At 69.3% G+C, this 25,043-nt stretch carries 22 protein-coding genes; 8 read left to right on the top strand and 14 right to left on the bottom strand.

Going from position 1 to position 25,043, the window contains the following annotated elements; genetic code table 11:
• Nucleotides 1-295 precede the first annotated feature (295 nt).
• The 5 genes from ACFY8U_RS08335 to ACFY8U_RS08355 form a co-directional block, all read right to left on the bottom strand.
• A complete protein-coding gene (locus tag ACFY8U_RS08335; protein ID WP_389567310.1) occupies nucleotides 296-1,315 on the bottom strand; it encodes a hemolysin family protein in 1,020 nt (339 codons plus the stop codon).
• The gene (locus tag ACFY8U_RS08340; RefSeq protein ID WP_389567313.1) at nucleotides 1,312-2,628 is read right to left on the bottom strand and encodes a hemolysin family protein; all 1,317 of its coding nucleotides are present in this window, start codon (nucleotides 2,626-2,628) and stop codon (nucleotides 1,312-1,314) included. The genes ACFY8U_RS08335 and ACFY8U_RS08340 overlap by 4 nt, the downstream gene beginning before the upstream one ends.
• A gap of 112 nt (nucleotides 2,629-2,740) precedes the next feature.
• A complete protein-coding gene (locus ACFY8U_RS08345; RefSeq protein ID WP_389567316.1) occupies nucleotides 2,741-3,757 on the bottom strand; it encodes a hemolysin family protein in 1,017 nt (338 codons plus the stop codon).
• A complete protein-coding gene (locus ACFY8U_RS08350; RefSeq protein WP_389567318.1) occupies nucleotides 3,754-5,091 on the bottom strand; it encodes a hemolysin family protein in 1,338 nt (445 codons plus the stop codon). Before ACFY8U_RS08350 ends, ACFY8U_RS08345 begins: the two co-directional genes overlap by 4 nt.
• Before the next feature lie 328 nt (nucleotides 5,092-5,419).
• Nucleotides 5,420-5,707 (bottom strand): hypothetical protein, encoded by a 288-nt coding sequence (locus ACFY8U_RS08355; RefSeq protein WP_389567321.1) that lies wholly within the window; start codon nucleotides 5,705-5,707, stop codon nucleotides 5,420-5,422.
• Between the two features lie 161 nt (nucleotides 5,708-5,868).
• Here ACFY8U_RS08355 and ACFY8U_RS08360 point away from each other — a divergent pair, with 161 nt between their 5' ends.
• From ACFY8U_RS08360 to ACFY8U_RS08375, 4 genes are all read left to right on the top strand, one after another.
• Nucleotides 5,869-6,090, top strand: a complete 222-nt coding sequence (locus tag ACFY8U_RS08360) for a hypothetical protein (RefSeq protein WP_389567324.1) — start codon at nucleotides 5,869-5,871, stop codon at nucleotides 6,088-6,090.
• Between the two features lie 71 nt (nucleotides 6,091-6,161).
• Nucleotides 6,162-7,154 carry a sporulation protein gene (locus ACFY8U_RS08365; RefSeq protein ID WP_389568268.1) on the top strand — a complete coding sequence of 331 codons (993 nt, stop codon included), beginning with the start codon at nucleotides 6,162-6,164 and terminating at the stop codon, nucleotides 7,152-7,154.
• A gap of 215 nt (nucleotides 7,155-7,369) precedes the next feature.
• On the top strand, nucleotides 7,370-7,909 hold the full coding sequence (locus ACFY8U_RS08370) for a TlpA family protein disulfide reductase (protein WP_389567327.1): 540 nt from the start codon (nucleotides 7,370-7,372) through the stop codon (nucleotides 7,907-7,909).
• 129 nt (nucleotides 7,910-8,038) lie between these two features.
• Nucleotides 8,039-8,494, top strand: a complete 456-nt coding sequence (locus ACFY8U_RS08375) for a tellurite resistance TerB family protein (protein ID WP_137992421.1) — start codon at nucleotides 8,039-8,041, stop codon at nucleotides 8,492-8,494.
• A gap of 428 nt (nucleotides 8,495-8,922) precedes the next feature.
• Here the strand turns inward: ACFY8U_RS08375 and ACFY8U_RS08380 are convergent, their stop codons facing one another.
• From ACFY8U_RS08380 to ACFY8U_RS08390, 3 genes are all read right to left on the bottom strand, one after another.
• Entirely contained in the window at nucleotides 8,923-9,990 is a 1,068-nt protein-coding gene (locus ACFY8U_RS08380) for a TerC family protein (protein ID WP_389567330.1), read from the bottom strand.
• 232 nt (nucleotides 9,991-10,222) lie between these two features.
• Nucleotides 10,223-11,152: a M56 family metallopeptidase gene (locus ACFY8U_RS08385; protein ID WP_389567333.1), complete on the bottom strand. Its 930-nt coding sequence runs from the start codon at nucleotides 11,150-11,152 to the stop codon at nucleotides 10,223-10,225.
• 4 nt (nucleotides 11,153-11,156) lie between these two features.
• Nucleotides 11,157-11,561, bottom strand: coding sequence for a BlaI/MecI/CopY family transcriptional regulator (locus ACFY8U_RS08390; protein ID WP_389567336.1), 405 nt, complete (start codon nucleotides 11,559-11,561; stop codon nucleotides 11,157-11,159).
• Between the two features lie 211 nt (nucleotides 11,562-11,772).
• Here ACFY8U_RS08390 and ACFY8U_RS08395 point away from each other — a divergent pair, with 211 nt between their 5' ends.
• Nucleotides 11,773-12,348, top strand: coding sequence for a TerD family protein (locus ACFY8U_RS08395; RefSeq protein WP_389567339.1), 576 nt, complete (start codon nucleotides 11,773-11,775; stop codon nucleotides 12,346-12,348).
• A 42-nt stretch (nucleotides 12,349-12,390) separates the two neighbouring features.
• Nucleotides 12,391-12,657: a twin-arginine translocase TatA/TatE family subunit gene (locus ACFY8U_RS08400; protein WP_389567341.1), complete on the top strand. Its 267-nt coding sequence runs from the start codon at nucleotides 12,391-12,393 to the stop codon at nucleotides 12,655-12,657.
• 116 nt (nucleotides 12,658-12,773) lie between these two features.
• Here the strand turns inward: ACFY8U_RS08400 and ACFY8U_RS08405 are convergent, their stop codons facing one another.
• Entirely contained in the window at nucleotides 12,774-13,013 is a 240-nt protein-coding gene (locus tag ACFY8U_RS08405; RefSeq protein WP_329113317.1) for a hypothetical protein, read from the bottom strand.
• A 173-nt stretch (nucleotides 13,014-13,186) separates the two neighbouring features.
• Here ACFY8U_RS08405 and ACFY8U_RS08410 point away from each other — a divergent pair, with 173 nt between their 5' ends.
• Entirely contained in the window at nucleotides 13,187-13,519 is a 333-nt protein-coding gene (locus ACFY8U_RS08410) for a hypothetical protein (RefSeq protein ID WP_389567344.1), read from the top strand.
• Here ACFY8U_RS08410 and ACFY8U_RS08415 read toward each other — a convergent pair.
• The 4 genes from ACFY8U_RS08415 to ACFY8U_RS08430 form a co-directional block, all read right to left on the bottom strand.
• Nucleotides 13,482-14,729, bottom strand: a complete 1,248-nt coding sequence (locus ACFY8U_RS08415; RefSeq protein WP_389567346.1) for a cation:proton antiporter — start codon at nucleotides 14,727-14,729, stop codon at nucleotides 13,482-13,484. The genes ACFY8U_RS08410 and ACFY8U_RS08415 overlap by 38 nt on opposite strands.
• A gap of 334 nt (nucleotides 14,730-15,063) precedes the next feature.
• Nucleotides 15,064-15,315 (bottom strand): hypothetical protein, encoded by a 252-nt coding sequence (locus ACFY8U_RS08420; RefSeq protein WP_389567349.1) that lies wholly within the window; start codon nucleotides 15,313-15,315, stop codon nucleotides 15,064-15,066.
• Between the two features lie 5 nt (nucleotides 15,316-15,320).
• Nucleotides 15,321-16,649, bottom strand: a complete 1,329-nt coding sequence (gene nhaA, locus ACFY8U_RS08425; protein WP_389567351.1) for a Na+/H+ antiporter NhaA — start codon at nucleotides 16,647-16,649, stop codon at nucleotides 15,321-15,323.
• A gap of 215 nt (nucleotides 16,650-16,864) precedes the next feature.
• Entirely contained in the window at nucleotides 16,865-18,403 is a 1,539-nt protein-coding gene (locus tag ACFY8U_RS08430; protein WP_389567353.1) for an alanine/glycine:cation symporter family protein, read from the bottom strand.
• Between the two features lie 522 nt (nucleotides 18,404-18,925).
• Between ACFY8U_RS08430 and ACFY8U_RS08435 the strand changes: the two genes are divergently transcribed.
• On the top strand, nucleotides 18,926-20,167 hold the full coding sequence (locus ACFY8U_RS08435) for an NAD(P)/FAD-dependent oxidoreductase (protein WP_389567356.1): 1,242 nt from the start codon (nucleotides 18,926-18,928) through the stop codon (nucleotides 20,165-20,167).
• On the opposite strand, the gene ACFY8U_RS08440 is transcribed toward ACFY8U_RS08435, so the two are convergent.
• Nucleotides 20,164-25,011, bottom strand: a complete 4,848-nt coding sequence (locus tag ACFY8U_RS08440; RefSeq protein ID WP_389568271.1) for a DNA repair ATPase — start codon at nucleotides 25,009-25,011, stop codon at nucleotides 20,164-20,166. The two genes, ACFY8U_RS08435 and ACFY8U_RS08440, sit on opposite strands and share 4 nt — an antisense overlap.
• Between the last annotated feature and the right edge of the window lie 32 nt (nucleotides 25,012-25,043).

Here is a 25,043-nt window from a genome sequence, read left to right on the forward strand (position 1 = left end):
CCCACCAACCAATCACCCGGAACCTGGACAGAAGGGACTCGTCCGGCCCGGTCTGCGTCAGGACGCCTCGACGGCGACAGACCGGCGAACAGCGACGCCAGAAGCAGGCCGACGAGGACCACACCGCGAGGAGCGCCATGGAAACGGGGGCGACGTTCGACTCCGAGCCGTCCACTCCGACCATCACCGGTTCGCCGGTAGTCGCCTCCGATTCCTCATGTCCAGCCTCGCCCCGGACGACCGTCACCGCCACGGGATGCGCGACGGCGGCGGGAATCGTAGGGAGATCGGCGAATCACACGGTCTGCGGCCCCATGATCCGGACGAGCAGGTCGTCGAGGCTGATCAGGCCGGTGAGCGTGCCCTGTTCGTCCCGTACGAGGGCGAGGGAGGCGCGGCGCTGGCGGAGCTGTTCGACGGCGTGGGAGACCGTGTCGGTGGCGGCCAGTTCCGGCACCGGACGGGCCAGGGCGCCTGCGGTCAGGGTCCGGCCGCGGGTGCGGGCGACCAGGGCGTCGCGCGCGTGGACCGAGCCGAGGATCCGGTCTCCGTCGCGGACGAGGAGGCGGGCGCGGTCGGTTTCGGAGGCGCGGGCGAGGACCGCGTCGAGGCCGGCTCCGGCCGGGACGGTGATGATGTCGGCAGCCGGGGTCTGGAGTTCGGCGACCGGGGTCTGGGGCTCGGTCAGGGAGCGGGTGATCAGCTGCGAGTCCGTCTTGTTGATCAGGCCCAGCCGCTCCGACTCCTCCACTAGGTGGGTGAGCTGCTCACGGTTGTGGACGGCGGCCAGTTCGTCGCGAGGCTGGACGCGGCACATCCGTACGAGAGCGTTGCTGACCTTGTTGAGCACCCAGAGCAGAGGGCGCACGGCCTTGACCACGGCACGGAAAGCCGGGGTGAGCAGCATCGCCGAGCGCTCGGGGTGGGCGATGGCCCAGGACTTGGGGGCCATCTCGCCGAGGACCATGTGAAGGAACACAACAATGATCATGGCGATGGCGAAGGCGATGCCGTAACTGAGGGCCGTGGGCAGGCCCAGGTCGACCAGCAGGGGGTCGAGCTCGTGGGAGATGGCCGGCTTGGAGATCGAGCCGAGCCCCAGTGTGCAGATGGTGATGCCGAGCTGGGCGCCCGCGAGCATCAGCGAGAGCTCACGCATGCCGGCGAGCGCGGCCTTCGCTCCGCGCTGCCCGTCCGCGACGGCCTTCTCGATGCGGTGCCGCTTGGCGGCAACGAGCGCGAACTCGGCGGCGACGAAGAAGCCGCTGCCGATCAGCAGCAGGACGGTGACGAAGAGAGCCATGGGGAAGCTCATGCCTGGGTCTCCTCTGCGGCCTGCTGGACACGCTCGATGCGTACGCGTTCGGGGACGTGACGGTCGAGGCTCAGGACCTCGATGCGGACGTCGTCGACGGTGAGCCGGTCGCCGATCGTCGGGAAGCGGCCGAGGCGGTCGATGATCAGGCCGGCCACGGTGTCGTAGTCCTCCTCCTCGGGCAGGGCGATGCCGGTGGCGTCCTCGACCTCGTCGAGACGACGGCCCGCGTCGACGCGCCAGCCGTCGCCGTCGGGCACCGCGAGGGCGACGACGGTGTCGGTCTCGTCCGCGATGTCGCCGACCAGCTCCTCGGCGATGTCCTCGTACGTGACGACGCCGGCGACGCCGCCGTGCTCGTCCAGGACGACCGCGAACTCGTCGTCCCGTTCCCGCATCTGCGCCACCGCCTGCGGCAGCGGGAGCGTGTCAGGGAGCAGAAGCGGCCGTCGCGCCGCCTCCCCCGCAGTCGTCGTCTCGAAGCCCGCGGCCGGCAGGCGCATCAGCTCGTTCACGCCAAGAACGCCGGCGACGTCGTCCGGGTGATCCCCCACGACGGGGTAGTTCGAATGGCCGTACTTCGCGATCAGCTCGACGGCCTCGGTGAGCGTGGCGCCCTTGCGTACGAACACGGCGTCCACGCGGGGCACCATGACCTCGTCCATGGTCCGCTCGGAGAACTCCAGGGCGTGGTCGAGGAGCTCGGCGGTGGCGGGCGGCAGCTCGCCCTGCTCGTGGGACTCGCCGATCAGATGGCTGAGCTCCTCCAGCGTGGCCCCGTGGTGCAGTTCCTCGACCGGCTCGATGCCGACCTTGCGCAGCAGCTTGTTGGCGGCGCCGTCGAAGACGCGGACGACCGGTCCGACCGCCTTCAAGTAGACGAGAGTGGAGGAGGCCAGCGACTTGGCCAGCCGCTCGGGCACGGCAAGGGCCAGGTTCTTCGGGGCCAGTTCGCCGAGGACCATCTGCAGCACGGTCGCCACGACGAAGGCGAGAACGACGGAGATCACGGAGACGGCGCCCTCGGAAAGCCCCGTCCCCTCCAGCGCGGGCTTGAGGAGCGCCGAGACCGACGGCTCGGCCAGGAATCCGACGACCAGACCGGTGACGGTGATGCCGAGCTGGGCGCCGGAGAGCATGAAGGAGAGCCGTTCGAGGACCTTCAGCGCGCGAGCGGCCCGCTTGTCGCCGGCCGCTGCCTCGCCGGCGAGCGCGATGCGGTCGGCGGCGACGTAGGCGAACTCCTGGGCGACGAAATAGCCGGTGCCGGCGGTCAGCACGAGGACGGCCAGCAGGCCGAGAGCGGCGTTCATCGGCTACCGCACCCCATCACGTAGGGGTGCGTCGATCTGGCGGACAAGAAGGTGCTCCTCACACAAGGGGTCGGACTGAAGTATCGGGGCGTACGCGACGGGCCGCGCGGGATCACGCGGCGGCAGGGCCGACCAGCTCCTCCAAGACGTCCTCCATCGTCACGTAGCCGAGGACGGTGCCGGCCTCACCCGTGACGGCGGCAAGATGGCTGTCGGCCGCCCGCAGCGCGGTGAGCGTGTCGTCCAGCGGAGTATCGATACGAACACGGGTCACGGCATGGAACGCGGTGCGCGGGAACGGCCGGTCGCGGTCGACGACGCCGAGGGTGTCCTTGATGTGCAGGTAGCCCAGGACGGCACCGGTCGGCCCGGTGACCGGGAAGCGGGAGTAGCCGGCGCGTGCCGCCGCCCGCTCCACCTCGGCAGGCGTGATCCGGTGATCCACCGTGACCATCCGGGCCGCCGGGACGAGGATCTCGCCGACCGGCCGGGTCCCCAGCTCCAGGGCGTCGCGCAGCCGCTCGCCGTCGGCGGGCGAGAGCAGCCCGGCCTCGCTGGTGTCCTGGACCATCCGGGCGAGTTCGCCGTCGGTGTAGACGGAGCCGACCTCGTCCTTCGGGTCGACTCGAAGGAGGCGCAGCAGGGCGTTGGCGAAGGCGTTGATCCCGAAGACGACCGGCTTCAGGGCCCGGGTCAGGGCGACCAACGGCGGGCCGAGCAGCAGCGCGGTCCGTACGGGGGCGGCAAGCGCGATGTTCTTCGGGACCATCTCGCCGATCAGCATGTGCGCGTACGTCGCCAGGGTGAGCGCGATGACGAACGCGATCGGGTGGACCAGGCCGTGAGGCACGTGCGTCGCCTCGAAGACGGGCTCCAGGAGGTGAGCGATGGCCGGTTCGGCGACCGCGCCGAGCACCAGCGAGGAGGCGGTGATGCCCAGCTGGGCCGTGGCCATCACCGCCGAGATGTGCTCCAGGCCCCACAGGGTCATGCGGGCACGCCGGTCGCCCTCACGGGCCAGCGGCTCGATCTGGCTGCGCCGTACGGAGATCAAGGAGAACTCGCCGCCGACGAAGAACGCGTTTGTCAGGAGCGTCAGGAAGCCGATGGCGATCTGGACAGCGGTCATCGGGCCACCCCGGCGTGCTTGTGATCCGCAAGGCGGTCGGGCTCGGTGATGTGGATCCGGTCCGCCCGGTGGTGCTCGATGTCGAGAACGTCGAGCCGCCAGCCGTCCAGCAAAATCGCGTCGCCCTGGGCGGGGATGCGGCCAAGCCGGGTTGCGATCAGGCCGGCAACCGTCTCGTACGGGCCGTCCGGCGCCCGCAGTCCTATCCGGGCGAGCTCGTCGATCCGTACACCTCCGTCGGCCTCCCAGGTGGCCCGGCCGTCCTCGGTCGGCGGCGCGGGCAGCAGGTCGGGGATTTCGACGGGGTCGTGCTCGTCGCGTACCTCGCCGACGACCTCCTCGACGATGTCCTCCACCGTCGCCACGCCGGCCATCCCGCCGTACTCATCGATCACGACCGCCATCGTCCGGTGCTCCCGCATCCGCTCCAGAAGCCGGTCGGCGGCCAGCGTCTCTGGCACGAGCAACGGCTCGGTCACCAGCTCGGTGATCGGAGTGGCCACGCGGGCGGCCGGTTCCAGGGCGAGGACGTCACGAATGTGGACGGTGCCGATCACGTCGTCCAGCGAGACCCGGTAGACCGGGAAGCGGGACAGGCCGGTGGCGTACGTGAGGTTCGCGGCGTCCGCGGCCGTGGCCTGGGCCTCCAGCGCGCGAACGTCGACGCGCGGGGTCATCACGTTTTCCGCCGTCAGCTCGCTCAGGTGGAGCGTCCGGACGAACAGCTCGACGGAGTCCGCCTCGATGACGCCCTCGGCGGCCGAGTGCCGGGCCAGGGACGCCAGCTCGGCGGGGGTGCGGACAGTGGCCAGTTCCTCGGCCGGCTCCAGGCCGAAGCGGCGTACGAACCGGTTCGCGGTGTTGTTGAGGTGCCGGATGAACGGCCCGAATGCCGCGGTGAACCCCCGCTGGGGTCCGGCCACGACCTTCGCCACGGCCAGCGGGCGCGAGATCGCCCAGTTCTTCGGGACGAGCTCGCCGACGACCATCAACACGACCGTGGAGATCGCGACCCCGAGGACGGTGGCGATCGAGGAAGCCGCACCGCGCAGACCGAGCGCTTCCAGGGGGCCACGCAACAGCGCCGCAAGGGAGGGCTCGGCGAGCATGCCGATCACCAGCGAGGTGACAGTAATACCGAGCTGGGCGCCGGAGAGCTGAACGGTCAGCCGTCGAACGGCGCGCAGCGCACCTTCGGCGCCTCGCTCCTTCGCCTCGACGGCCCGCTGCAGCTCACCGCGCTCGACGGTGGTGAGGGAGAACTCGGCCGCCACGAACACCGCGCACGCCAGCGTGAGGGCCAGGGCCAGAAGCAGCAGAAGCACTTCGGTCACCGTGCCACCCCCGCTCCTTGGCTCGACTCGTCCGGGCAGGCGGTGGCACGGCTGGTACTGGGAGGCTCACCCATTGCGGGTCGCTCATTCCTTCTCGTCCTCGGGCGGAATCGGGTGGACAGGCAAGCACTCAGGCTTCTACACCACTGTAAAGGAAAGGCAAACACGCATCGAGAGCCGGGCACCCTGGCGCTGGTAGGCCGTGGGCCGGCGGGCGCCCGGGCGCCGGAACGCCGGCCAGCTCCGCCTCCAGGACGTCGAGCGCCTGACGGGCGCCCGCCGATCCGCTCCCCCCAGTGTCGCTGTGCCACTGCGTGGAGGTGCCCCGCTATCCCTCTGCGTCCCGTACGGGGCGACCCCAGCCCATGGATCCGGCACCGGCGGCGACCGCGCCCGCCCCCAGCCCCAGGGCGATACCGAGTCCGACGTCGTCGAGCAGGGCCATGCCGAGGAGGATGCCGGCCAGGAGGCCGAGCGGCATCGCCAACGCCGCCATCGTGCCGCGGGGTCGGCGGGCAGGGTCGTCCTTGTCGGTCGGGTGAGCATTCTGGGGCCCGTCCATCACGTCGCCACCTTCCTCGCAGTGGAGCCGGTCGCAGCCCTTCTCCACACACATCTTTCGGACTTTCTCTCCGAAGCACCTCTGTGCGCCCCTCCGTTGAGGCGCCCCACCCCTATTCTTCTACAGTGATGTAGAGAGCACGGGGCCCGGCTCACGCGCGCGTCGGCGGACGGATCCAGGCCAAGCGCTCATCCGTTACCCCTGGGAGGGCTGTCATGGCTTCGATCGACCTGGACAACGTGCTGGACAAGGCGTGGGCGGACAAGAGCCTGCCCGAGATCCTCGCGGCACCCGTCGCCGCCCTCAAGGGCGTGTCGGACCGGGACGGCGAACTCCTTCGGGAGGCGTTCGGGGTCAAGACGATCGCGGACCTCGCCGATCTGAAGTACGTCCGTTACGCCCAGGCCCTCGCCGGCCTGGACACGTCCGGCAAGTAGCGACACCACCGCGCCGGTACGCCGGCGGCGACCTCGGAAACACACGTACGCAAGAAGGAGTGAACGCCACGATGGTGTTCAAGCGGCTGCTCGGATCCCTCGGTGTCGGCGGCCCCGCCGTGGACACTGTCCTCGACCCGGGCGCTGTGACGCCGGGCGGCAGCCTGACCGGTCAGGTCCATCTGAAGGGCGGCAACGCCGACTTCACGATCGAGCACATCACCCTCGAACTGGTGGCCCGCGTCGAGGCCGAGCACGAGGACGGGGAGTCCGAGGGGGTGGTCGTGTTCGACCGTTTCGCCGTCGGCGGCAACCTCCGCCTCGCCGAGGGCGAGCAGCGCAGTGTCCCGTTCAGCGTGAACCTGCCCTGGGAGACCCCGATCACCGAACTGTACGGTCAGGGCCTCGGCATCGCCCTCGGCGTGCGGACCGAGCTCGGCGTCGCGGGCGCGAAGGACAAGGGCGATCTCGACCTGCTCGCGGTACGGCCTCTGCCGACCCAGGAGGCGATCCTCGAAGCCCTCGGCCAGCTCGGCTTCGGCTTCAAGTCGGCCGACCTCGAACTCGGCCACATCCGGGGAACCGGCCAGCAGCTGCCGTTCCACCAGGAGATCGAGATCACCCCAGCGCCGCAGTACGCGCACCAGGTGAACGAGATCGAGGTGACCTTCCTCGCCGGTCCGGCCGGAATGGAGGTCGTCCTGGAGGCCGACAAGCGCGGCGGCTTCCTCTCCGAGGGCCACGACGCCGTCAACCGCCACACGGTCAGCCACCATGGCGTCGAGCAGGTGAACTGGAACGCCGAGGTCGAATCCTGGATGAGGCAACTCATCGAGCACCGCGCCTCGTACGGATCGCACTCCTCGTATGGATCCCACGACGCCTACGGCCACAGCCACGGTGACGGGCACGGGCACCGCTCCGGGCCAGGCATGGGCACGGCGGTCGCGGCAGGTGCGGCCGGGCTCGCCGTGGGTGTCGTCGGCGGAATGGTCGCGGCCGAAGCCGTCGACGAGATCGGCGACTTCTTCGAGGGCGACGAGGAGGAAGGCGCCGAAGGCTGAGTTGAGCCTGCCGGGCGGTCGCCCGGGTGCACCCTGGGCCCGCGGCCGCTTCCGGCCGTGGGCCCTCCCCACGACCGCCGAAAGCTCCACGCCGTACGTCCACCCGGGCCATCCGGTACGCGTCTGCGAGCGTGTCCACCGGCATCACCTCTACGGGACTGTAGATTTCGCGCTCGGGGGGCACAGGGACGCCACCTCTCCCCCAGGAGCCCGCCATGCGAGCCCGCCTCCTCGCCCTCATCGCGGCCGCCGTACTGACCGCATCAGCATGCGGTCAGGACCATGCGACGCCGACGGACGGCCCGTCCGCCCGACGGGCCGCCGGCGGTGCGAACCCGGGCGTCGTCCCGGACGTCCTCCGATTCACCGGCACAGCCCTCGACGGCCGTCCGTTCGAGGGTTCACAGCTCGCCGGCAAGCCCGCGGTTCTGTGGTTCTGGGAGCCGTCGTGCGCCAAGTGCCGCGCCCAGGGCCCCGAGACCGTGATGACGGCAGACCTGTACGAAGGAGAGATCAACGTCGTCGGCATCGCCGGGGCGGGAGGGGCTGCCTTCATGGACGAGTTCATCGCCTCCACGGGCACGCGGCATGTGCGCCACCTGACGGATCCGGATCGGCGCATCTGGGAACGGTTCGGAATCACCGGGCCGGGTGCGTACGTACTGCTCGACTCGGCGGGGGAGGTCGTCGTTCGCGGCGCGGACCTCGACGGACGACTCGCCAAGGAGGTCACCCCTCTCATGCCGTGGGCCTGAGGGAATTGACCGGAACGATGCCGGCCATACCCAACCCTGATAGCTTCTACATCAATGTAGAAGATGTGGGTGGTCCGGGCCGTCCCTCATCCGGCCTGGACCACCTCCGACACGTAACGGAGTTCTGAAATGGCCCTGTGGGACCGCATCAAGGAGTCCGCATCGACGATGCAGACCCAGCTCATGGCGAAGAAGAACGACCTGAAGAGCGGCGCCTTCCGGGACGCCAGCATGGCGATGTGCGCGCTCGTCGCCGCCGCCGACGGCAGCATCGACCCCTCTGAGCGGCAAAAGGTCGCCCAGCTCATCATGAACAACGAGGTGCTGCAGAACTTCCCCGCGGAGGACCTCCAACGCCGCTTCGACGACAACTGCAACAAGCTCACCGCCGACTTCGACTTCGGCAAGGTCAGCGTCCTGCAGGAGGTGGCCAAGGCGAAGAAGAAGCCCGCCGAGGCCCGCGCCGTCATCCAGATCGGCATCATCATCGGTGGAGCCGACGGCGACTTCGACAAGGACGAGCAGGCGGTCGTACGGGAGGCGTGCTTCGCCCTCGACCTCCCGCCGCACGAGTTCGACCTGTAGTCGCCCGTCCAGGGTGGGGGCCCGTCCCGTCGTCGCGGGCCCTCGCCCTTCCACCCGCCACTGACCGCGGTTTTCTGTGGACGGTGCAGGATTCCGGAGGGCGGCACCCCCACCCGCGGCCACGTAGCCGAGCGCGACCCGGCCCCCCGCCTCCGCGGGTAGACCTCTACGGCTGACCCTGGGCCTTGGTGCGCTCGGGGTCCGACACGTGCTCGGGACAGTCGGGGTTGCGGCAGGGGCCTGGGGCCCACGCCGGCACGTAGACCCCGAGCGACTTGTGCCGTCCCTTGATGATCGCGTCTACACGGTGATTGCAGACCGGGCAATGCAGCGAGCCTCGCGGCCCGGTCTCGTGCTCTTTTTTGCCCATTCTTTAACAATAGTCGCTTATCGGTGGATCGGGCTTGATCGTGGGGCCTGTCTTTTTCTCAGAACGTCGGTGGGTCCGGCTGCTGGTCGGGCCCAGCACCGGTGGGGTCATCCGGCTGAGGGGTGTCGTCGTCCGGGCCGGGACCGACGGCCTGGTGATCACCGCTTGCGTCGTGAAGTCGATCGGGCTCGGGCGTGACGGGCCGACGGATGCTGAGGAAGACGGAGGCAGCCAGGACGGCGACGATGACGGCCAGACTCACCGGAGAGGGGATCTCAGGGATCGCGGGGCTGATCAACTTGTGGGACGCCTGGAGGATGAGCTTGACGCCGATGAACGACAGGATGATGGCGAGGCCGGTGTTGAGGTAGTGGAATCGGTCCAGAAGGCCGGAGAGCATGAAGTACAGGGCACGCAGGCCCAGAATCGCGAAGGCGTTGCTCGTGTAGACGATGAAGGCGTCGTCGCTGACCGCCAGGACGGCCGGGACGCTGTCGACCGCGAAGATCAGGTCGGCCGCCTCGATCGCGGCCACCACGGCGAGCAGCGGCGTGGCGACACGCTTGCCGGCCTCCTTGACGAAGAACTTCGCCCCGGCGTACTCGTCCCGTACGGGGATCACTTTCCTGAGGGCCCGCACGGCGAAGCTCCTGCCGGGGTCGAAGGAGCCCTCTTCCTCCTTGAGGAGCTTGTAGGTGCTGTAGAAGAGAACGGCGGCGAAGGCGAACAGGACCGCGGTGAAGCGGCTGACCACGGCGACGCCGAGGGAGAGGAAGACGCCACGGAAGACCAGGGCACCGATGACGCCGAAGAACAGGACCCGGTGCTGGTAGGCGCGGGGGACTCTGAAGTAGGCGAAGATCACGGCGAAGACGAATAGGTTGTCGACCGAGAGGCTTTTCTCCAGTAGCCAGGCGGTGGTGTACTCGGTTCCCGCGGTCGTGCCGAGGACGACGAAGACGACGGCGCCGAAGATCAGAGCGAGGCCGACCCACAGCCCGCTCCAGGCGGCGGCCTCCTTGAACCCGATGACATGCGCCGTGCGGTGGGCCAGCAGGTCCACGACCAGCGACACCACCACCGTGATGGCGAACGCTGCCCACAGCCAGAGCGGGACATCGAGCATGTCGGCCATTCCCCATGGCCGGCGCCGCGCCGGCCCCTTTCTTCGATTCTGCGGCATCGCCCGTATCGAGGCGCGGCCGACGATGGATCATGGCGTGGACCGGGCGCCGGCCTGGCGGTGCAAAGGTCTGCGGGCAGCTCCAGCCCGGGGCGCACGGGTCGGTCTTCAGCTCGGTGAAGTGCGACAACCGCGCCCAGGAACACCAGATAGCAAGATCACTGACGGGACAGCCTTAGAGCGGGGTAGCCGCCTTCAGGATCAGGAAAAGCGTGACGGCCGAGTTCGCCGAGGAAAGGGCGGAGACCGTCGTACCGGCCGCCGCGCCCCACGCGGCCAGGCCGGCAGTGGTGAACAAGGACGGCCAGAGGCGTGCGGTGGGAGCAGGGCCCATCAGAGCCGCGACGCGGCGCGGCACAGGTCCGGCCGAGGCGAATCCCGCGAGCGTCACGGACGGCGCGCCCCGGGAGACCAGCGCGGCCTTGCCGACCGCCCGGGCCACGGTGCGGCGGCTGCCGATCCGGGTGGCGGCCTCCTCGTCCGCCCAGCGCTCGTTGGTGTAGGTGACCGCCGTGCGCAGGGGCCGCAGGAACGGGTTGGCCCGCGCGGCGAGTTGCACGGTCAGCAGGAACCTGTGGTGGCGAGCATCCAGATGGGCACGCTCGTGGGCGAACAGCGCGCGACGCTCCGGCCCCGTCAACGTAGCGAGCATCGAGGTCGTGACCACGACGCGGTTCCTCCGGCCGGGGAGGGCGTATGCGTAGGGCGTCTGGTCCGGCAGTACCACGACCGATGTGGCGGGCAGGCCCGCCAGCGCCCGGCCGGCGCGGCGGCGTACGCGGTGGTGCCGCCACGCCGCCCTGACACAGGAGGCGAGAACGGCGATCAGGGTCGGGATGGCGACCTTGCCCGCGACCTCGTCATAGGGGACGGCCGCACGGACCTCAGGGTCGGACCAGCCGTCCGGCAGCGGGTTGCCTGGCAGTTGCGCGGTGCCGACGACCATCAGCAGCGCCAGGCACAGGGTGCTGCATACGGCGAGCACGCCGGAGACACCGGTCAGCAGCCAGGTGGCCATCCGCGGGTGCAGGTGGTGTGCGGCAAGACGTGCGACCGGCCATGCCGTCAGGGGCAGGACCAGCGGCAGGAAGACGAAGACCCCCATGGCGTCAGTCTTCCCCCTCCTCGGGCTCCTGAGCCAGCAGGTCGCGCAGCAGGCGCTCGTCGCGGGGTGAGAGCGCGGTCACAAAGCTGGCCAACACCGCCTTCCGGTCCGCCTCGGCGTCCAAGACCTTCCGCATCCGCAGCGCCGCGAGCCCGGACTCGTCCGCGACAGCCGTCCACTCGAACGAACGCCCCACCCTCTCCCTGCTCACCGCACCCTTGGTGTGCAGACGCGTCAGGATCGTGATGACGGTCGTATAGGCGAGGTCACCGCCGAGGCGCTCCTGCACCCATCCCGCGGTGCGGGCGCCGTGGGCCTGACGCAAGGCGGTCAGAACCTGCGCTTCGAGTTCGCCCTGGCCCCGCCGCCGGGGAGGCGTGTCGCGCCCCTCCCGCTTGTGTTCCGTCATGCCGCCACTCTCCCGCCGACTCGTACCGCCATTGTGGGGCGGTTCATCGTACTGAGACGACACGGTCCTGCCCGCTTCTGTTTCTGTGGCGTTGGTGACGATGTCCTACAGCAGGGGGCGCGGACCACCGCGACACTCCGCACTTCCCGAACCTTCTACATCACTGTAGATTTAATGGCTCCAGCACGCTACGGCCCGGAAGGAAGACGACATGGGTGTGAGCCTCGCCAAGGGCGGCAACGTCTCGCTGAGCAAGGAGGCGCCGGGGTTGACCGCGGTCCTGGTGGGCCTCGGCTGGGACGTCCGCACGACCACCGGGACGGACTACGACCTCGACGCGAGCGCCCTGCTCGTCAACGACGCGGGCAAGGTCGCCTCCGACCGGCACTTCGTCTTCTACAACAACCTCACCAGCCCGGACGGCTCGGTCGAGCACACGGGCGACAACATCACCGGCGAGGGCGACGGTGACGACGAGGCCATCAAGGTCGACCTGGCCGCCGTGCCCGCCGACATCACGAAGATCGTCTTCCCCGTCTCCATCCACGACGCCGAGAACCGCGGTCAGAGCTTCGGCCAGGTCCGCAACGCCTTCATCCGCGTCGTGAACCAGGCCGGCGGAGCGGAACTCGCCCGCTACGACCTCTCCGAGGACGCCGCCACCGAAACCGCGATGATCTTCGGCGAGCTCTACCGTCACGGCACCGAGTGGAAGTTCCGCGCCGTGGGCCAGGGATACGCCTCCGGACTCACCGGAATCGCGACGGACTTCGGCGTCAGCGTCTGAGACACCGAGCCAGATGGCCACCCCACCAGAGAGCGGAACACAGTGTTCGGAATCAGCGAGATAGCGATCCTCCTGATCGTCGTCATCGTCCTTCTCGGCGCCAAGAAGCTGCCGGAGCTCGCCCGTAACGCGGGCAAGGCGGCCCGCATCCTCAAGAGCGAGTCAAAGGCGATGAAGAGCGAGCGCTCCGCCCAGGAGGCCACCTACCAGGTCACCGAGAGCCGACCGGTTGAGGCTCAGCAAGGCACCCCCGGGACGCACGGCACCGACGCCTCACCCGGACCCACCACGGGGAGCGTCCGCCCCTGACGGAACCCCTGCCTGCCCGTCCTCCAGGGCGACATCGAGTCCCTAACCCCGGACTTCGCGCATCGTGTGAGCAGGTCCCGTTCGTCCGGCTGGAGGCTGCCGACCGCTGAGGCTTCTCACGGCTGTGCGGAGGGGGCGTACGTCGGCGGTTCGTACGTGTACGTGGGCGGGTTCCAGGTCGGCGTGGGTGACGGAGCGAAGGGCCCGGCACGGTTCTCCATCATCACGAGCATGAGGATGGCGAAGACCGAGCTGGCGATGATCAGGCCGAGGCCAATGGGGTTGCGGGGGTTGTAGGTGTAGCGGTTCGTCCCCCATGAGCTCTTCTTGAAGACGGGCTCGTCATCGTGATTCACAGGACGTTCCTCCGTAGTCGGGCATCGAGATGGTCAGGGGAAGCAGGCGAGCAGCGCGGCTGCTATGACCGTCCCCAGCAGACTCGGGCGGTCGTCGCCGTCGTACTCGACGACGGCGACGACTGGGCTGCCGCTCCGGGCCATGACGGGGCGGCCATCTGCAGGGGTGAGGCGTGCGGGCTGACGAGGGCGGGACGCCGCCGGGGCAGGACATCGGCGACCGTCAACGCGGTCATGTTCTGGCGGACTTCGCCGTCGAGGCGGCCGGCGAGCACAGTGGCACGCAGAGGGTCTTCACGCACCGCATCGGGCAGCATCCCTGCCAGGAGGTGATGCCCTTCCAGGAAAGCGATCGGATGGCCCTCCCGCGTCACCACCAGGAGGGCGGGCGTCTCGTCGCCGGCCAGGAGCTCGGCAGCTCGGAGCACGGACTCGTCGGCGGACACGGAAGCGCAACGGCGAGCGAGGTCACGTGCGTGCATGAGCGCTCGCTTCCGTGGTGGTGATCGTTGCGCATGTCTTTGCCCCCTCGCCGCCGGCCTCGACGAGGTCGTCCACGTGGAACAGGCGGGCGATCGGGACGTCCGTACTGCTGTGGGCGATGATCGAGAAGGCGATGCAGACGGCGATGAGGGTGTACGCCTCCTGTCCTTGCGGGATGCCGGCCTGGAGGACCAGCAGTCCGTAGACGACCGAGGCGAATCCCTTCGGGCCGAACCAGGCCGCGACGAGCTTCTCCCGGCGGTCGATCCTCGTGCCCAGCAGCGACAGGAGCAGTGACGCGGGGCGGATCAGCACGATCGCGAGGATCACCACCATGTACCCGCCGAGAGACAGGTCCCCGAAGAGCTGCGGGGTGAGCAGCGCGCCGAACACCAAGAGAGCGGCGAACTTGGCGAGCTCCGCCAGGGACTCGCCCAACGGCTCGAACGCCTTCTGGGACTCTGGCGAGACGGCTGCGAGGACCGCGCCCGCGGAGAAGGCGGCGAGGTAGGGGTTGGCGTGGGTGAGGTGGCCGGCGGCGTACAGGATGACGCCGATGGCCAGCGGCAACAGGGGCTGGAGCTTGGGCTCGGCCCCCAGCAGCCGGAACCTTATGAGCCCGCTGACGATCAGCGGCATCAGGACACCGAAGACGAGACCAAGGCCCAGCTCCAGGCCGATCATGCCGAGGGACGCCTCGGCATGGGGCGAGCTCGGACCGGCTGCGGCGATGAGGATCAGGACGACTGGCAGCGCGAGTCCGTCGTTGATGCCGCTCTCCACATTGAGCAGTTCACGCAGCCGGGCCGGAACCTCCTTGCGCCCCACGATCGCCGAGGCGAAGACCGGGTCGGTCGGCGCGAGGACCGCTCCGACGAGGAACGACGTCGTCCAATCCAGGCCCACCAGGTAGTGGGTGATCAGCGCCATGCCCACGAACGCGAGCGGCATACCGAGGCCGAGCGCGCGGGCGGGGTTGCGCCAGTTGGCCCGGAGCCTGGCGAAGGAGACGTGCATCCCGTCGGTGAACAGGACGGCGAACAGCGCGAGGTCGGCTGTGACCGACACGATCTCACTGTCGGGAGTGATGTGGATCAGCCCGAGGAATCCGTCACTGACCAGCGCCCCGCCGAGGAGGAAGAGCAGCGAGGTCGACAGGACGGTACGGGCGGCGAGCCCGGAGAGCAGGACCGCGATGAGGAGCGCGGCCCCGAAGACGACGACGAGCCCCATGGCAGAAGTCCCCCGATCGACACGTAAGAACAGAGGGAGCTCTCCCCCTGCTCGCCGACCAGGCTTCCCGGCACACCGCTAGCGACCTTATACGCTTCTTACGCGATGTTGACAGGTCCTTGACGGGCAGCCGGAGGCGGGTGTGGTTGCCGGAAGGCGGCAATGTGCCACTGGTTCGGTCCTCACCGGGGGCGGCCCAGCGATCCTCGACAGCCGCCGTCGAGATCGTCCCCCGATGTCTCCGCGCCCCTCCGAAGCCCCGGAACAGGGCCCCGCCTTCGAGCACGAGCAGCAGCGCTCCGATGGATACCTTCACGGAGCCGCTCGCTTCGTGTCATGGCCGGGCAGCGAGGCCGGCGACCAGCAGTCCGGCGAGGACCGCCCACGGCATGCTCGCAGGGCCTATCGACGCCCAGCCGATCACGCCGAGAACAGACCCTGTGAGCGCGCCCACTGCGAGCGCCCAAGGCTCGCGGAGGAACGCCCACTGCCGTGCCCCGCTCCCGGGAACTCTCAGCTCGTGGACGGCCGTACGAATGACCAGCAGGGCGATGATGATCGCCACTCCGAGCACTGCGGATCCCACAGCCGCTACCCCCCGTCCGCCGCACCGGTGCGCGAGCCGGTCTGGTAGATGTCGGGGATGCCATCGGCGTCGTCGTCGCGCTCCTCCTCTTCGTAAAGGCTCTTGTAGACGCGGTTACGACGACGCAGGAGAACGGCGGCGAGGACCGCGGCGATGAGCGAGCCGACGAGGACGGCGGCCTTGATGTGCTCACCTGTAGCCGGGTCGGGGAAGGCGAGTTCGCCGATCAGGAGGGCGACGGTGAAGCCGATTCCGGCCAGGGTCGCGAGTCCGAAGACATCGGCCCAGGCGAGGTCGGGGTTGAGCTGCGCTCTGGTGAAGCGCGCGGCGAGGTACGTGCCGAGGAAGATGCCGAGGATCTTGCCCGCGACGAGGCCGATGACGACGCCGAGGGGCTCGGGATCCGTGAACACGCGGGTCAGCGCGCCCCCTGACACAGTGACGCCGGCGGCGAACAGCGCGAAGAGGGGGACGGCCACGCCCGCCGAGACGGGGTGGACGAGGTGCGAGACGCGCGCTCCCGGGGAGGCTGTCTCTCCCTTGTCGCGGGTGGTGCGCAGGATGAGGCCCATGGCCACGCCGGCGACGGTGGCGTGGACACCGGAGTTGTACATCAGCGCCCACGTCGCGACGCCGAGCGGCACGTACCACCACCAGCCGCGTACCCGGAAGCGTTGGAGGGCGTAGAAGAGGGCGAGGCCGGCGAACGCGCCACCCAGGGCCAAGAAGTTGAGGTCCGAGGTGAAGAAGATCGCGATGATCAGGATCGCACCGAGGTCATCGACCACGGCCAGCGTGAGCAGGAACGCCCTGAGCGCGGACGGCAGATGGGTGCTGATGACCGCCAGGACCGCGAGCGCGAAGGCGATGTCGGTGGCCATCGGCACGGCCCAGCCGTCGAGGCTTCCGCCGCCCGCGGCGGCAGTGAGCGCATAGAGCGCCGCGGGTACCGCCATGCCACACAGGGCCGCGACGACGGGGAGGGCGGCCGTGGCGGGGGTACGCAGTTCGCCGACGACGAGCTCGCGCTTCAGCTCGATGCCCGCCACCAGGAAGAAGACCGCAAGGAGACCGTCAGCCGTCCAGTGCCCGACAGACAGGTCCAGGCCCAGCGCGGGGATGCCGAAGTGGAAGTCCCGTACGGACTCGTACGCCTCGCTCCACGGACTGTTCGCCCACACCAGCGCGACGACGGCCGCCGCGAGGAGGACCAGACCGCCGACGGTCTCCGTGCGCAGGGCTTCGGTGACGGCCTGGCGTTCGGGCCACGGCAGCAGTCCGAAGATGACTTTGCGGGGGCGTGCCTGAGTCACGGGAAGGGACCTCCGGGGCATGTCGGCAAACGGGCACACAGGCCCTCGGACGCCGACCAGACTTCCCGGCACACCAGCATCATGTTGATGCGTTCTTAACACCCTATCGGGTGGCCGGGGGTCCCACCAGGCGTCTCTCACCTGTTGGAACGCTTGAACAGGGCGAGAGGGCCCGTCCCCACCAAGGCGCGAGGTGGGAGCGGGCCCTCTCAGGAACCGGCCCGCCGGGGGGGCGGTCAGACGGTGGTCTTCACCGGCTCCTGGTCTTCGTCCTCGTCCGTGTCGAGGCCGGCGTCGCGCTTCTTCACGAAGGTGAGGAAGGAGTTCAGCTCCCGCTTGACGACCGGGGCGAGGAGGTAGAGGCCGATGATGTTGATGACGGCGAGCATGAAGAGCACCGCGTCGGCCATGTCGATGAGGGTCTGCAGGGTCAGCAGCGAACCGGCCACCGCGAAGAGCGTGTAGAGGACCTTGAACGTGAACTCACTGGCCTTGGAGCGGCCGAAGAGGTGGGTCCACGCCTTCATGCAGTAGTAGCCCCAGGTCAGCACGGTGGAGATCGCGAACAGCATGACCGCGATGGTCAGGATGTACGGGAACCAGGGAAGGACGGTGGCGAAGGCGTCGGAGGTGATGGTCACGCCGCCGATGGACTCACCACCCTTACGGACCTCGACATAGCTGGCGGGGTTGGCGATGACGATGGTCAGCGCGGTCATGGTGCAGATGACGACCGTGTCGATGAACGGCTCGAGCAGGGCGACCAGACCCTCGCTCGCGGGGTGCTTGGTCTTCACCGCGGAGTGGGCGATCGGGGCGGAGCCGAGACCGGCCTCGTTGGAGAACGCGGCCCGCTTGAAGCCGATGATCAGCGCGCCGAGGACACCGCCGGCGACGCCCTGAGGGTTGAAGGCGCCCTCGATGATCGTGGCGATCGCGGCGGGGACGGCGGTGACGTGGACGGCGATGACGACGAGGCAGGCGGCGATGTAGATGCCCGCCATGGCGGGAACGAGCTTGCTGGTCACCGAGGCGATGGAGCGGATGCCGCCGAGGAGCACGATGCCGACGAGGGCGGCGATGAGGATGCCGAAGAAGAGCGCGCCGGCGGAGGAGCCCAGGGCGCCGTTCTCGCCGCCGGTGACGGAGACGAGCTGGGCATAGGACTGGTTGACCTGGAAGAGGTTGCCACCGAACAGGCCGAAGAACAGGATCATGAACGAGGCGAGCACGGCGAGAACCTTGCCGAGCGTCTTGCCGTTCTTACCGAAGCGCTCGGCCAGGCCCTTGGGCAGGTAGTGCATCGGACCGCCGGAGACGGTGCCGTCGGCGTGGACCTCGCGGTACTTCACACCGAGGGTGACCTCGACGAACTTCGTCGCCATGCCGAGCAGGCCGCAAAGGATCATCCAGAACGTGGCGCCGGGGCCACCGATGGAGACGGCGACGGCCACACCGGCGATGTTGCCGAGTCCGACCGTGCCGGAGACGGCGGCGGTCAGCGCCTGGAAGTGGTTGACCTCGCCGGCCGACCCCTTCTCGTCGTACTTGCCCCGCACCACGTTCACGGCGAGCTTGAACTTGCGCAGCTGCACGAGGCCGAACCAGCCAGTGAAGACCAGACCGGCGACGACGAGCCAGGCCACGATGAGGGGAAGCTCCGTACCACCGACGGGAACGGAGTAGAAGACGACCTCGCCCAGCCATTTGGCTATGGGCTCGAAGAAGCCGCTGACGGCCTCGTCGACGGACTGGGTGAAGGAATCGAGTGACACGATGGGGACCTCAGTAACGCAGGACCGGCGTGCGGGAGGCTGCGCCGGTGGATGTGCGGGCTTTGAGCGAACGCCGTTGTCCGATCGGCGACCCGAGGGCCGACGTCCACGAACTCGGAACGTGATCACCTTGGTCGTGCTGCCGGTGCGTGCCGGCACTGCGCAGGAGCGGCGACGAGCGGTTCCACCTGCGAAGTTGCGCATTCCTACCACGACATCCGCCACACGCAGCGTGACGGACGTCACATAACGCATGGTGATCTTCGAAAGTCCCAGCAAGCGTGACGTGACCGTTATTCGGACACGGCGTCCGTTCACAGTGCACTTATCTCCGCAGGTCAGGAGCTTGAGTACGTAACACCCCTGTTCACGAGGGATGGCCCGCAGACAGTCGTCCACGGCTCGGCGGGAACGGCGCGTGAGCCTGGTCTAGCGTGGAAGTGACGCACCGCAACTGCGACAGACACCCCGCCTGGCCGCAGACTGTTCCGTCGGGCGGTGCTCGATCGGCAGGTGAGGTCCATGACCAGCACAGCCGGCGTGTCCGGTGCCGGAACCGAGGATTACGACGTGATCGTCGTCGGCGCTCGGTGTGCGGGTGCCCCGACGGCCATGCTTCTGGCCCGCCTCGGTCACCGGGTCCTCCTGGTCGACCGGGCGACGTTCCCGAGCGACACCATCTCCACCCATCTGATCCATCCGCCCGGCCTGGCCGCGCTCGAACGCTGGGGACTGCTGGACCGAGTGGTCGGAACGGGCTGCCCCGCAATCGACATCTATGCGTTCGACCTTGGCCCCTTCGTCATCGCCGGGTCCCCTGCCGGGGAGGGCTTCGACGTCTCCTACGCCCCACGCCGCACGGTCCTGGACAAGATCCTCGTCGACTCCGCCGCAGAGTCGGGCGCCGAGGTCCGAGAGGGGTTCACCGTCGAGGAGATCCTGTTCGACGGCGGGACGGTCACCGGAATCAAGGGGCACGGCAAGGCCGGGAGGACCGCCACCGACCACGCACGGATCGTCGTCGGTGCGGACGGACTCCACTCGACCGTCGCAAAGGCAACGGCCGCCTCAGGCTATGCGGAGAAGGCGAAGATCAACGCGTACTACTACACCTACTGGGCCGGTCTGCCGATGTTCGGGCAGTTCGAGGCGTTCGACCGCGAAGACCGCGCCTTCGCCGCATGGCCCACCAACGACGACCTGACGATGGTCATCTGCGCGTGGCCCATGCGCGACTTCGAGGCCAACCGCGGCGACATCGAAGGCAACTACCACGCCACACTGGCCCGCGCTCCGGCCTTCGCCGAACGGGTCTCCAAGGCCACTCAGGCCGAGCGGTTCGTCGGCATGGCCATCCCCAACTACTTCCGCAAACCTTACGGACCCGGCTGGATCCTCGTCGGAGACGCCGGGTACCTGAAGGACCCCATCACCGCCCAGGGCATCCAGGACGCCTTCCGGGACGCGGAGCGGTGCACGCGGGCCCTCGACGACGTACTCGCCGGCCGCCGGCCTTTCGACGAAGCCATGCGGTCCTGCCAAGAGGCAAGGGACTCCGAGGTCATGAGCATGTACGAGTTCACGGCCGAGTTCGCGACGCTGGAACCACCGCCCCCCGAGATGCAGGAGCTGCTCCTCGCCGCGTCCCGCAGCCGCTCGGCACAGGACGAGTTCGCCCGAGTGACGGCCGGCGTGACGCGGCCGGAGGAGTTCTTCGGACATATGCAGGAACGCATGGAGCACCAGGCACCTCACGCTGCCTAGCGGGAAGCCTCTGCCGGTCCTGCCACGTGCCTTCCTGCCGGACGGGCGAGCAGATGGCGCGGGTCCGTCGCCCGGGTGATCGCCGTTTCGACGGCCGTGATGCGGTCGGCGAGCAGGCCGAGGGCGGCGACCGCCCGGCTCAGCGGGTCCTCTCCGGCGCCGCCAAGTACCTGGGTGCGCAGGTAGGCGGTGGTGACCTCCGACCAGCGGGCGGCCTGCGAGGTGGTGAGGGTGCCCCGCAGCGCGGCGAGCTTCAGGAGGCTGGCCTCGGCCTCGGTGGTGAGCGTCTGGGCCTCGGCGGTGTAGTGGTCGTCGATCACGGCGGCGAGTTCGGCGTTGTTCATGGCGGGTGAGATACGGGCCGCGATCTTGTTCATGTTCCGGTACGAGCCCTGGAGTCGGAAGGGCGGTTCGGTGCGGGCGTCGTCGGACTGGGCGGAGGAGGCGATGTAGGCCGCGTTGACGGCGAGGACGGTCTCGCGGGCGGTCAGCAGGTGGCGCAGGACGGCGAGGACGCGGTCGAGTTCGGCGGGGGCGTAGGGGTGCACGAGCCCGTCTCGGCGGGCGGCCGGGTCACCGTCGGCGAGGCGCACGAGGAGTTCCAGGTCGGTCCGCTCGCGGCCGGCGAGAGGTACGAGGATCGGATTCGAGGTGAGGGCGTTCTCGACGAAGCTCAGGGCGAAGGGTTCCTCCTTGCCTGTGAGGACGTCGCCGAGGTTCCAGACATCGGCGCGGTTGGCGAGCATGTCAGGGACGCGGAAGAGCCGGCCGGACTCGGTGTAGGGGTTGCCGGCCATGCACACGGCGAAGCGCTTGCCCCGCAGGTCGTGGCCGTTCAGGGTCCGGGTCGCGTCGCAGAGAGGAATGAACTTCTGCAGGAACTCGGGTGACGTGTGCTGGATGTCGTCCAGGTACAGCAGGACGTTGTTGCCCGCCTCCAGGGCGAAGGCGATCTTCTCCAGCTCCCGGCGGGCGGCGGTGCTCCGGGCCTCGGCGGGGTCGAGCGAGGCCGTGTCCTGCCCGAGGGTCGGCCCGTCGACCTTGACGAGAAGCAGGCCGAGGCGGTCGGCGACGTACTCGATCAGCGTCGTCTTGCCGTACCCGGGCGGCGAGAGGAGCAGCAGCAGGCCGCTGTTGTCGGTCCGCTTGGCGTCACCGGCTGCGCCGAGCTGCTTGGCCAGGTTGTCGCCGATCAGGGGCAGGTAGACCTCGTCGACGAGCCGGTTGCGTACGAACGACGACATGACCTGGGGCCGGTACTCGTCCAGCCGCAGCCGGCGGCGCTCGGCGGCGGCGAGGGCGGTCCGCTGCTGCTGGTACGCCCGGAAGCCGGGCACGAAGCGGTCCGCGAAGTGGGCCGTACGCGCCAGGAACTCGTCCAGCCGCAGGATCAGTGTCCGGTCGGCGATTCGCGGGTGTGTTCCGAGCAAGCCGGTGACCTTCGCGACCGTCGTGCCACTCGCGTCGTAGCGCTCCAGGTCCGGGCACAGCTCGATCGCGACCGCCTCGGCGAGGTCGCCGTCGTCGATCTCCTCGCCGCATGCCGCCGCGTAGGACGTGAGCCAGCCTTCCACCAGCTGGCGTCGGGCGGACGGATCCGGGAGAGCGGCCAGGTCATCGTCGTACGTGGGGCTTCCGACGGCCCGGCGGAACTTCTCCAGGAATGTGCGGGCTGACTCGGACACCGCGAAACCGGCCGGGGCGGCGGCCAGTTCCTCGAAGAGGTACGCGGCGGCTGCGGCGTCTCCCGCCTCGGCGGCGAGTTCCGCCCGGGCGGTGTCGATCGCGGGGGCGAGTCCGAAGGTGTCGCGGGCCCGGACCAGCGACGCGGCACGGCGGGTCCATGAGGCGCGGGACTCATCCGTGGTGCCGTGTGACCAGAAGATCTGCGCGGCGGCACGTGCTGTGGCCGGGTGTCGGAGGAGTCCGGCGTTCTCGTGCAGCCTAAGTAGTGCGGTGAGGATCGCTGCCGCATCGTGGTCGTGGACGCCACGCTCGTACCCTTCGTCGTAAGCGGCTTCGGCAGCCCGCCGGACGAGTGCGGGCAGATCAGCGCCGGAGAGGGCGTCGGGTCCGTGTTCGGTGAGCAGTCGCGCGGCCAGGTGCTCGGCGCGGTAGACCTCGGACGATTCGGAGGGCAGTGATCGGTCCCAGTACGGCCGGGTCTCGGCGAACTCCGGGTCGGTGACCGGCGCGCGGTAGTCGGTGCCGGTGAGGGCGAAAGCGAGCGTGTCCTCGTACGGTACGAGGGTCAGTTCGGGTGTCTGCCGGTTGACGGCGAACGCGTGCCGGCCGAGGCGGATCGTGTCTCCGCCGTCCGCGTACAGCTCGGCGCGGTCCCGCAAGGCGCGCCCGGCCTCCTGCCGGGCGGCCGCGAGCCGGCCGTCGAGCTCCTCGGCCCGTGCCTGGTCGTCGAGTGCGCGCAGCTCCTCCGATGTGCGGCGGACCTTGGCGACCATGGAGTCCGAGGCGAAGTACGTGTGGACCGCGTCGAGGCTTTCCAGGGACGAGGCCCGTCGGTTGATGGCCTCCAGGACCCGTGTCGCCGAGTCCGCGAGTTGCTGGGCCCGGCGGGCTCGGGCGTCCTGAAGGGTCTGCCTGCGCGCCGAGAACGCCTCGTACACCTCCGTGCGCTTGTCGGCGATCTTGCCGAGGAAGCCGTCGTGCTCGGCGAAGCGCGACTCCAGGTTCTCCAACTGGAGCAGGAGGCGTGCGAGCTGGTCGTCGCAGGCCGAGGGGGTGCCGGCGGATGCCAGAGCGCCCGTGACCGACTGGGCGAGGAGCGCGAACTCGGCGGCGAACTCGGCCTGTCCCTCCTGATCGAGGAGTCCCCGGCGACGGGCGGAGAGCTCCGCCCCCGCCCGGTTCGCCCCGCCCAGCACCTCCGCGATCCGCTCCAGAATCGCGGTGCGGACCGTCGCGTCGCCGATGTCAAGGCCGGCGACGACTTCTGTGAGCGTCTGGAGCCCAGTCGTCAGTGACTCCAGCCGGTTGGTGACCGGGCCGGCCTCGGCAACGGTGGCGATCGCCTCGGCGTCGGCGGTGAGCCGCTCGACCTCGGCGTGGTGACCGGCGAAGGCGTCCTCCCGGCCGAGGAAGGAGACGGCGCGCTGGGCGGTGGAGGCGATGACGCCCTCGACGTCCCCGGCCAGCGCGTCGATGCCCTCTGTGTCGGCGTACCGCATCTCCTTCAGGGTCAGCAGGCGGCCCTGCGCCTGCCGGAGCTCGGTGATGCGGCTGATCCACTCCTGGGCGCCGGCCGGTGCCTCGCCGCGGATCCGACGCACCAGTCGGGCGATGTCCTCGGCGGTAGCTGCCAGCGCGTCGGCGGCCTGCCGAGTCAGGGTCTGTACGGTCTCGAACTCGGCCAGCACCTGCTCGGCGGTGGTCCGCACTTCGCGCAGTGGGGTGAGCAGCTCCCCTGCCTCCGGGTCGCCGAGCCAGTGGTGCTGGTCGGTGGCGCGTGTGCAGGCACTCAGCAGGGTCGCGTACCCGCCGCTGGTCGGGGTGGTCTCGGTGACCTGGCGGGCTATGGACAGACAGTCGGAGATGCCGCGCACCAGGTCGGCGTTGCCGATCCGGGCCAGCGGGCCGTGCGCGGAGGGCGCGACGTGGGTGGCGGAGACGTACGGGCTCTGCCAGGTCTGCAGCGGGTGCACCCGCGTGGGCGCATCCGCCTCGGCGCGCAGGACCACCAGCGCGCCGTCGTCGAAGAGGGCGTAGCAGTGGCAGGACAGGGGCGTGTCGATCTCCTTGCGGATCAGGTTGTACGGGAGGAGCAGGCTGCGGCCCTCGGCCCGGGCGTGGAACGCGTACAGCACGTCCTCGCCGTTCGGCGAACGCACGGCGCGCTCGAACTCCAGGTCGCGGGTGTCCGCGTCGAAGGTCTTCACCGCACCGGTGGCCAGGCAGTACCCGCCGGGGAAGACGATCCCCTGGTCCTCGGGCAGCCGTCGGCAGGACTGACCGATGCCGTCGAGCCGGACCACGGTCTTCGTGACCGTGTTGAAGACCAGGTGGCGCCGGGTCTCCTCCTTGTACGGGCGGATGCGCAGGAGGATCATCGTGCCGATCGTGGCGTGGGAGACCTCGGCGTCCGCGAGTGACTGAAGTGGCTCGTCCACGGGCTCGGCGTAGATGCCGTCCCCGGTCTCGGTGTCGTTCTCCGTCTTGATGGTGAGGGCCCCGCCGATGGTGGAGACGAAGACCGTCCCGTCGATGGAGACGTGCGGGTGCCGGCCGAGGACGTGGTCTTCGCGGGTCGTCTCGGTCCACTCGAAGTCCTGCGGGGCGGGGAAGACATGGTCGCGCTCGCCTCGGGCGTCCAGGAACTGTGCTTCGCCGGACGGGGTGAGGGCCCAGCGCAGCACGCGGATGTCGTCGGCCTGTTCACCGATCTGGAACACAGCGAGCAGCTTGCCGTCCACATGGCGAAGCTGGAGCAGCCGCGCGCCCTGGTAGTACCGGTGCAGGGCCGAGAACTCGCGGATGAAGGCCGGGTCGTCGAGCAGGCCGGGCACGGCGTCGTCGGGGAGCCGGTTCAGCTCGCGGTCGTGGAGGGCGAACACGTCACCGACGGCGGTCTCCGACCTGAGCACCGTGGACGCGTTGTAGCCGGAGAGCAGCCGACCGCCGACGGCCACGATGTCGCGCGGCACACAGGTGTTGTCGGTCCGGATGCGTTCGGTACCTGTGAGCTTGAGATCGGTGGAGCCGAAGGCCGTGATGCGGGCCGTGTTCAAGATCTCCGCGCGGCGGGCCAGTTCGGCGGCCTGTGCGCCGAGCCGGTCGCGCAGCACCTCATACGTGCCGGCGTCCAGCGTGGTCTCCATACCGGTCTCCATCTGCTCCAGCTCCTGTGCGTGCAAGGTGATTC

Source organism: Streptomyces sp. NPDC012508, assembly GCF_042902595.1.
In the GTDB taxonomy this organism is placed as follows: Bacteria; Actinomycetota; Actinomycetes; order Streptomycetales; family Streptomycetaceae; genus Streptomyces.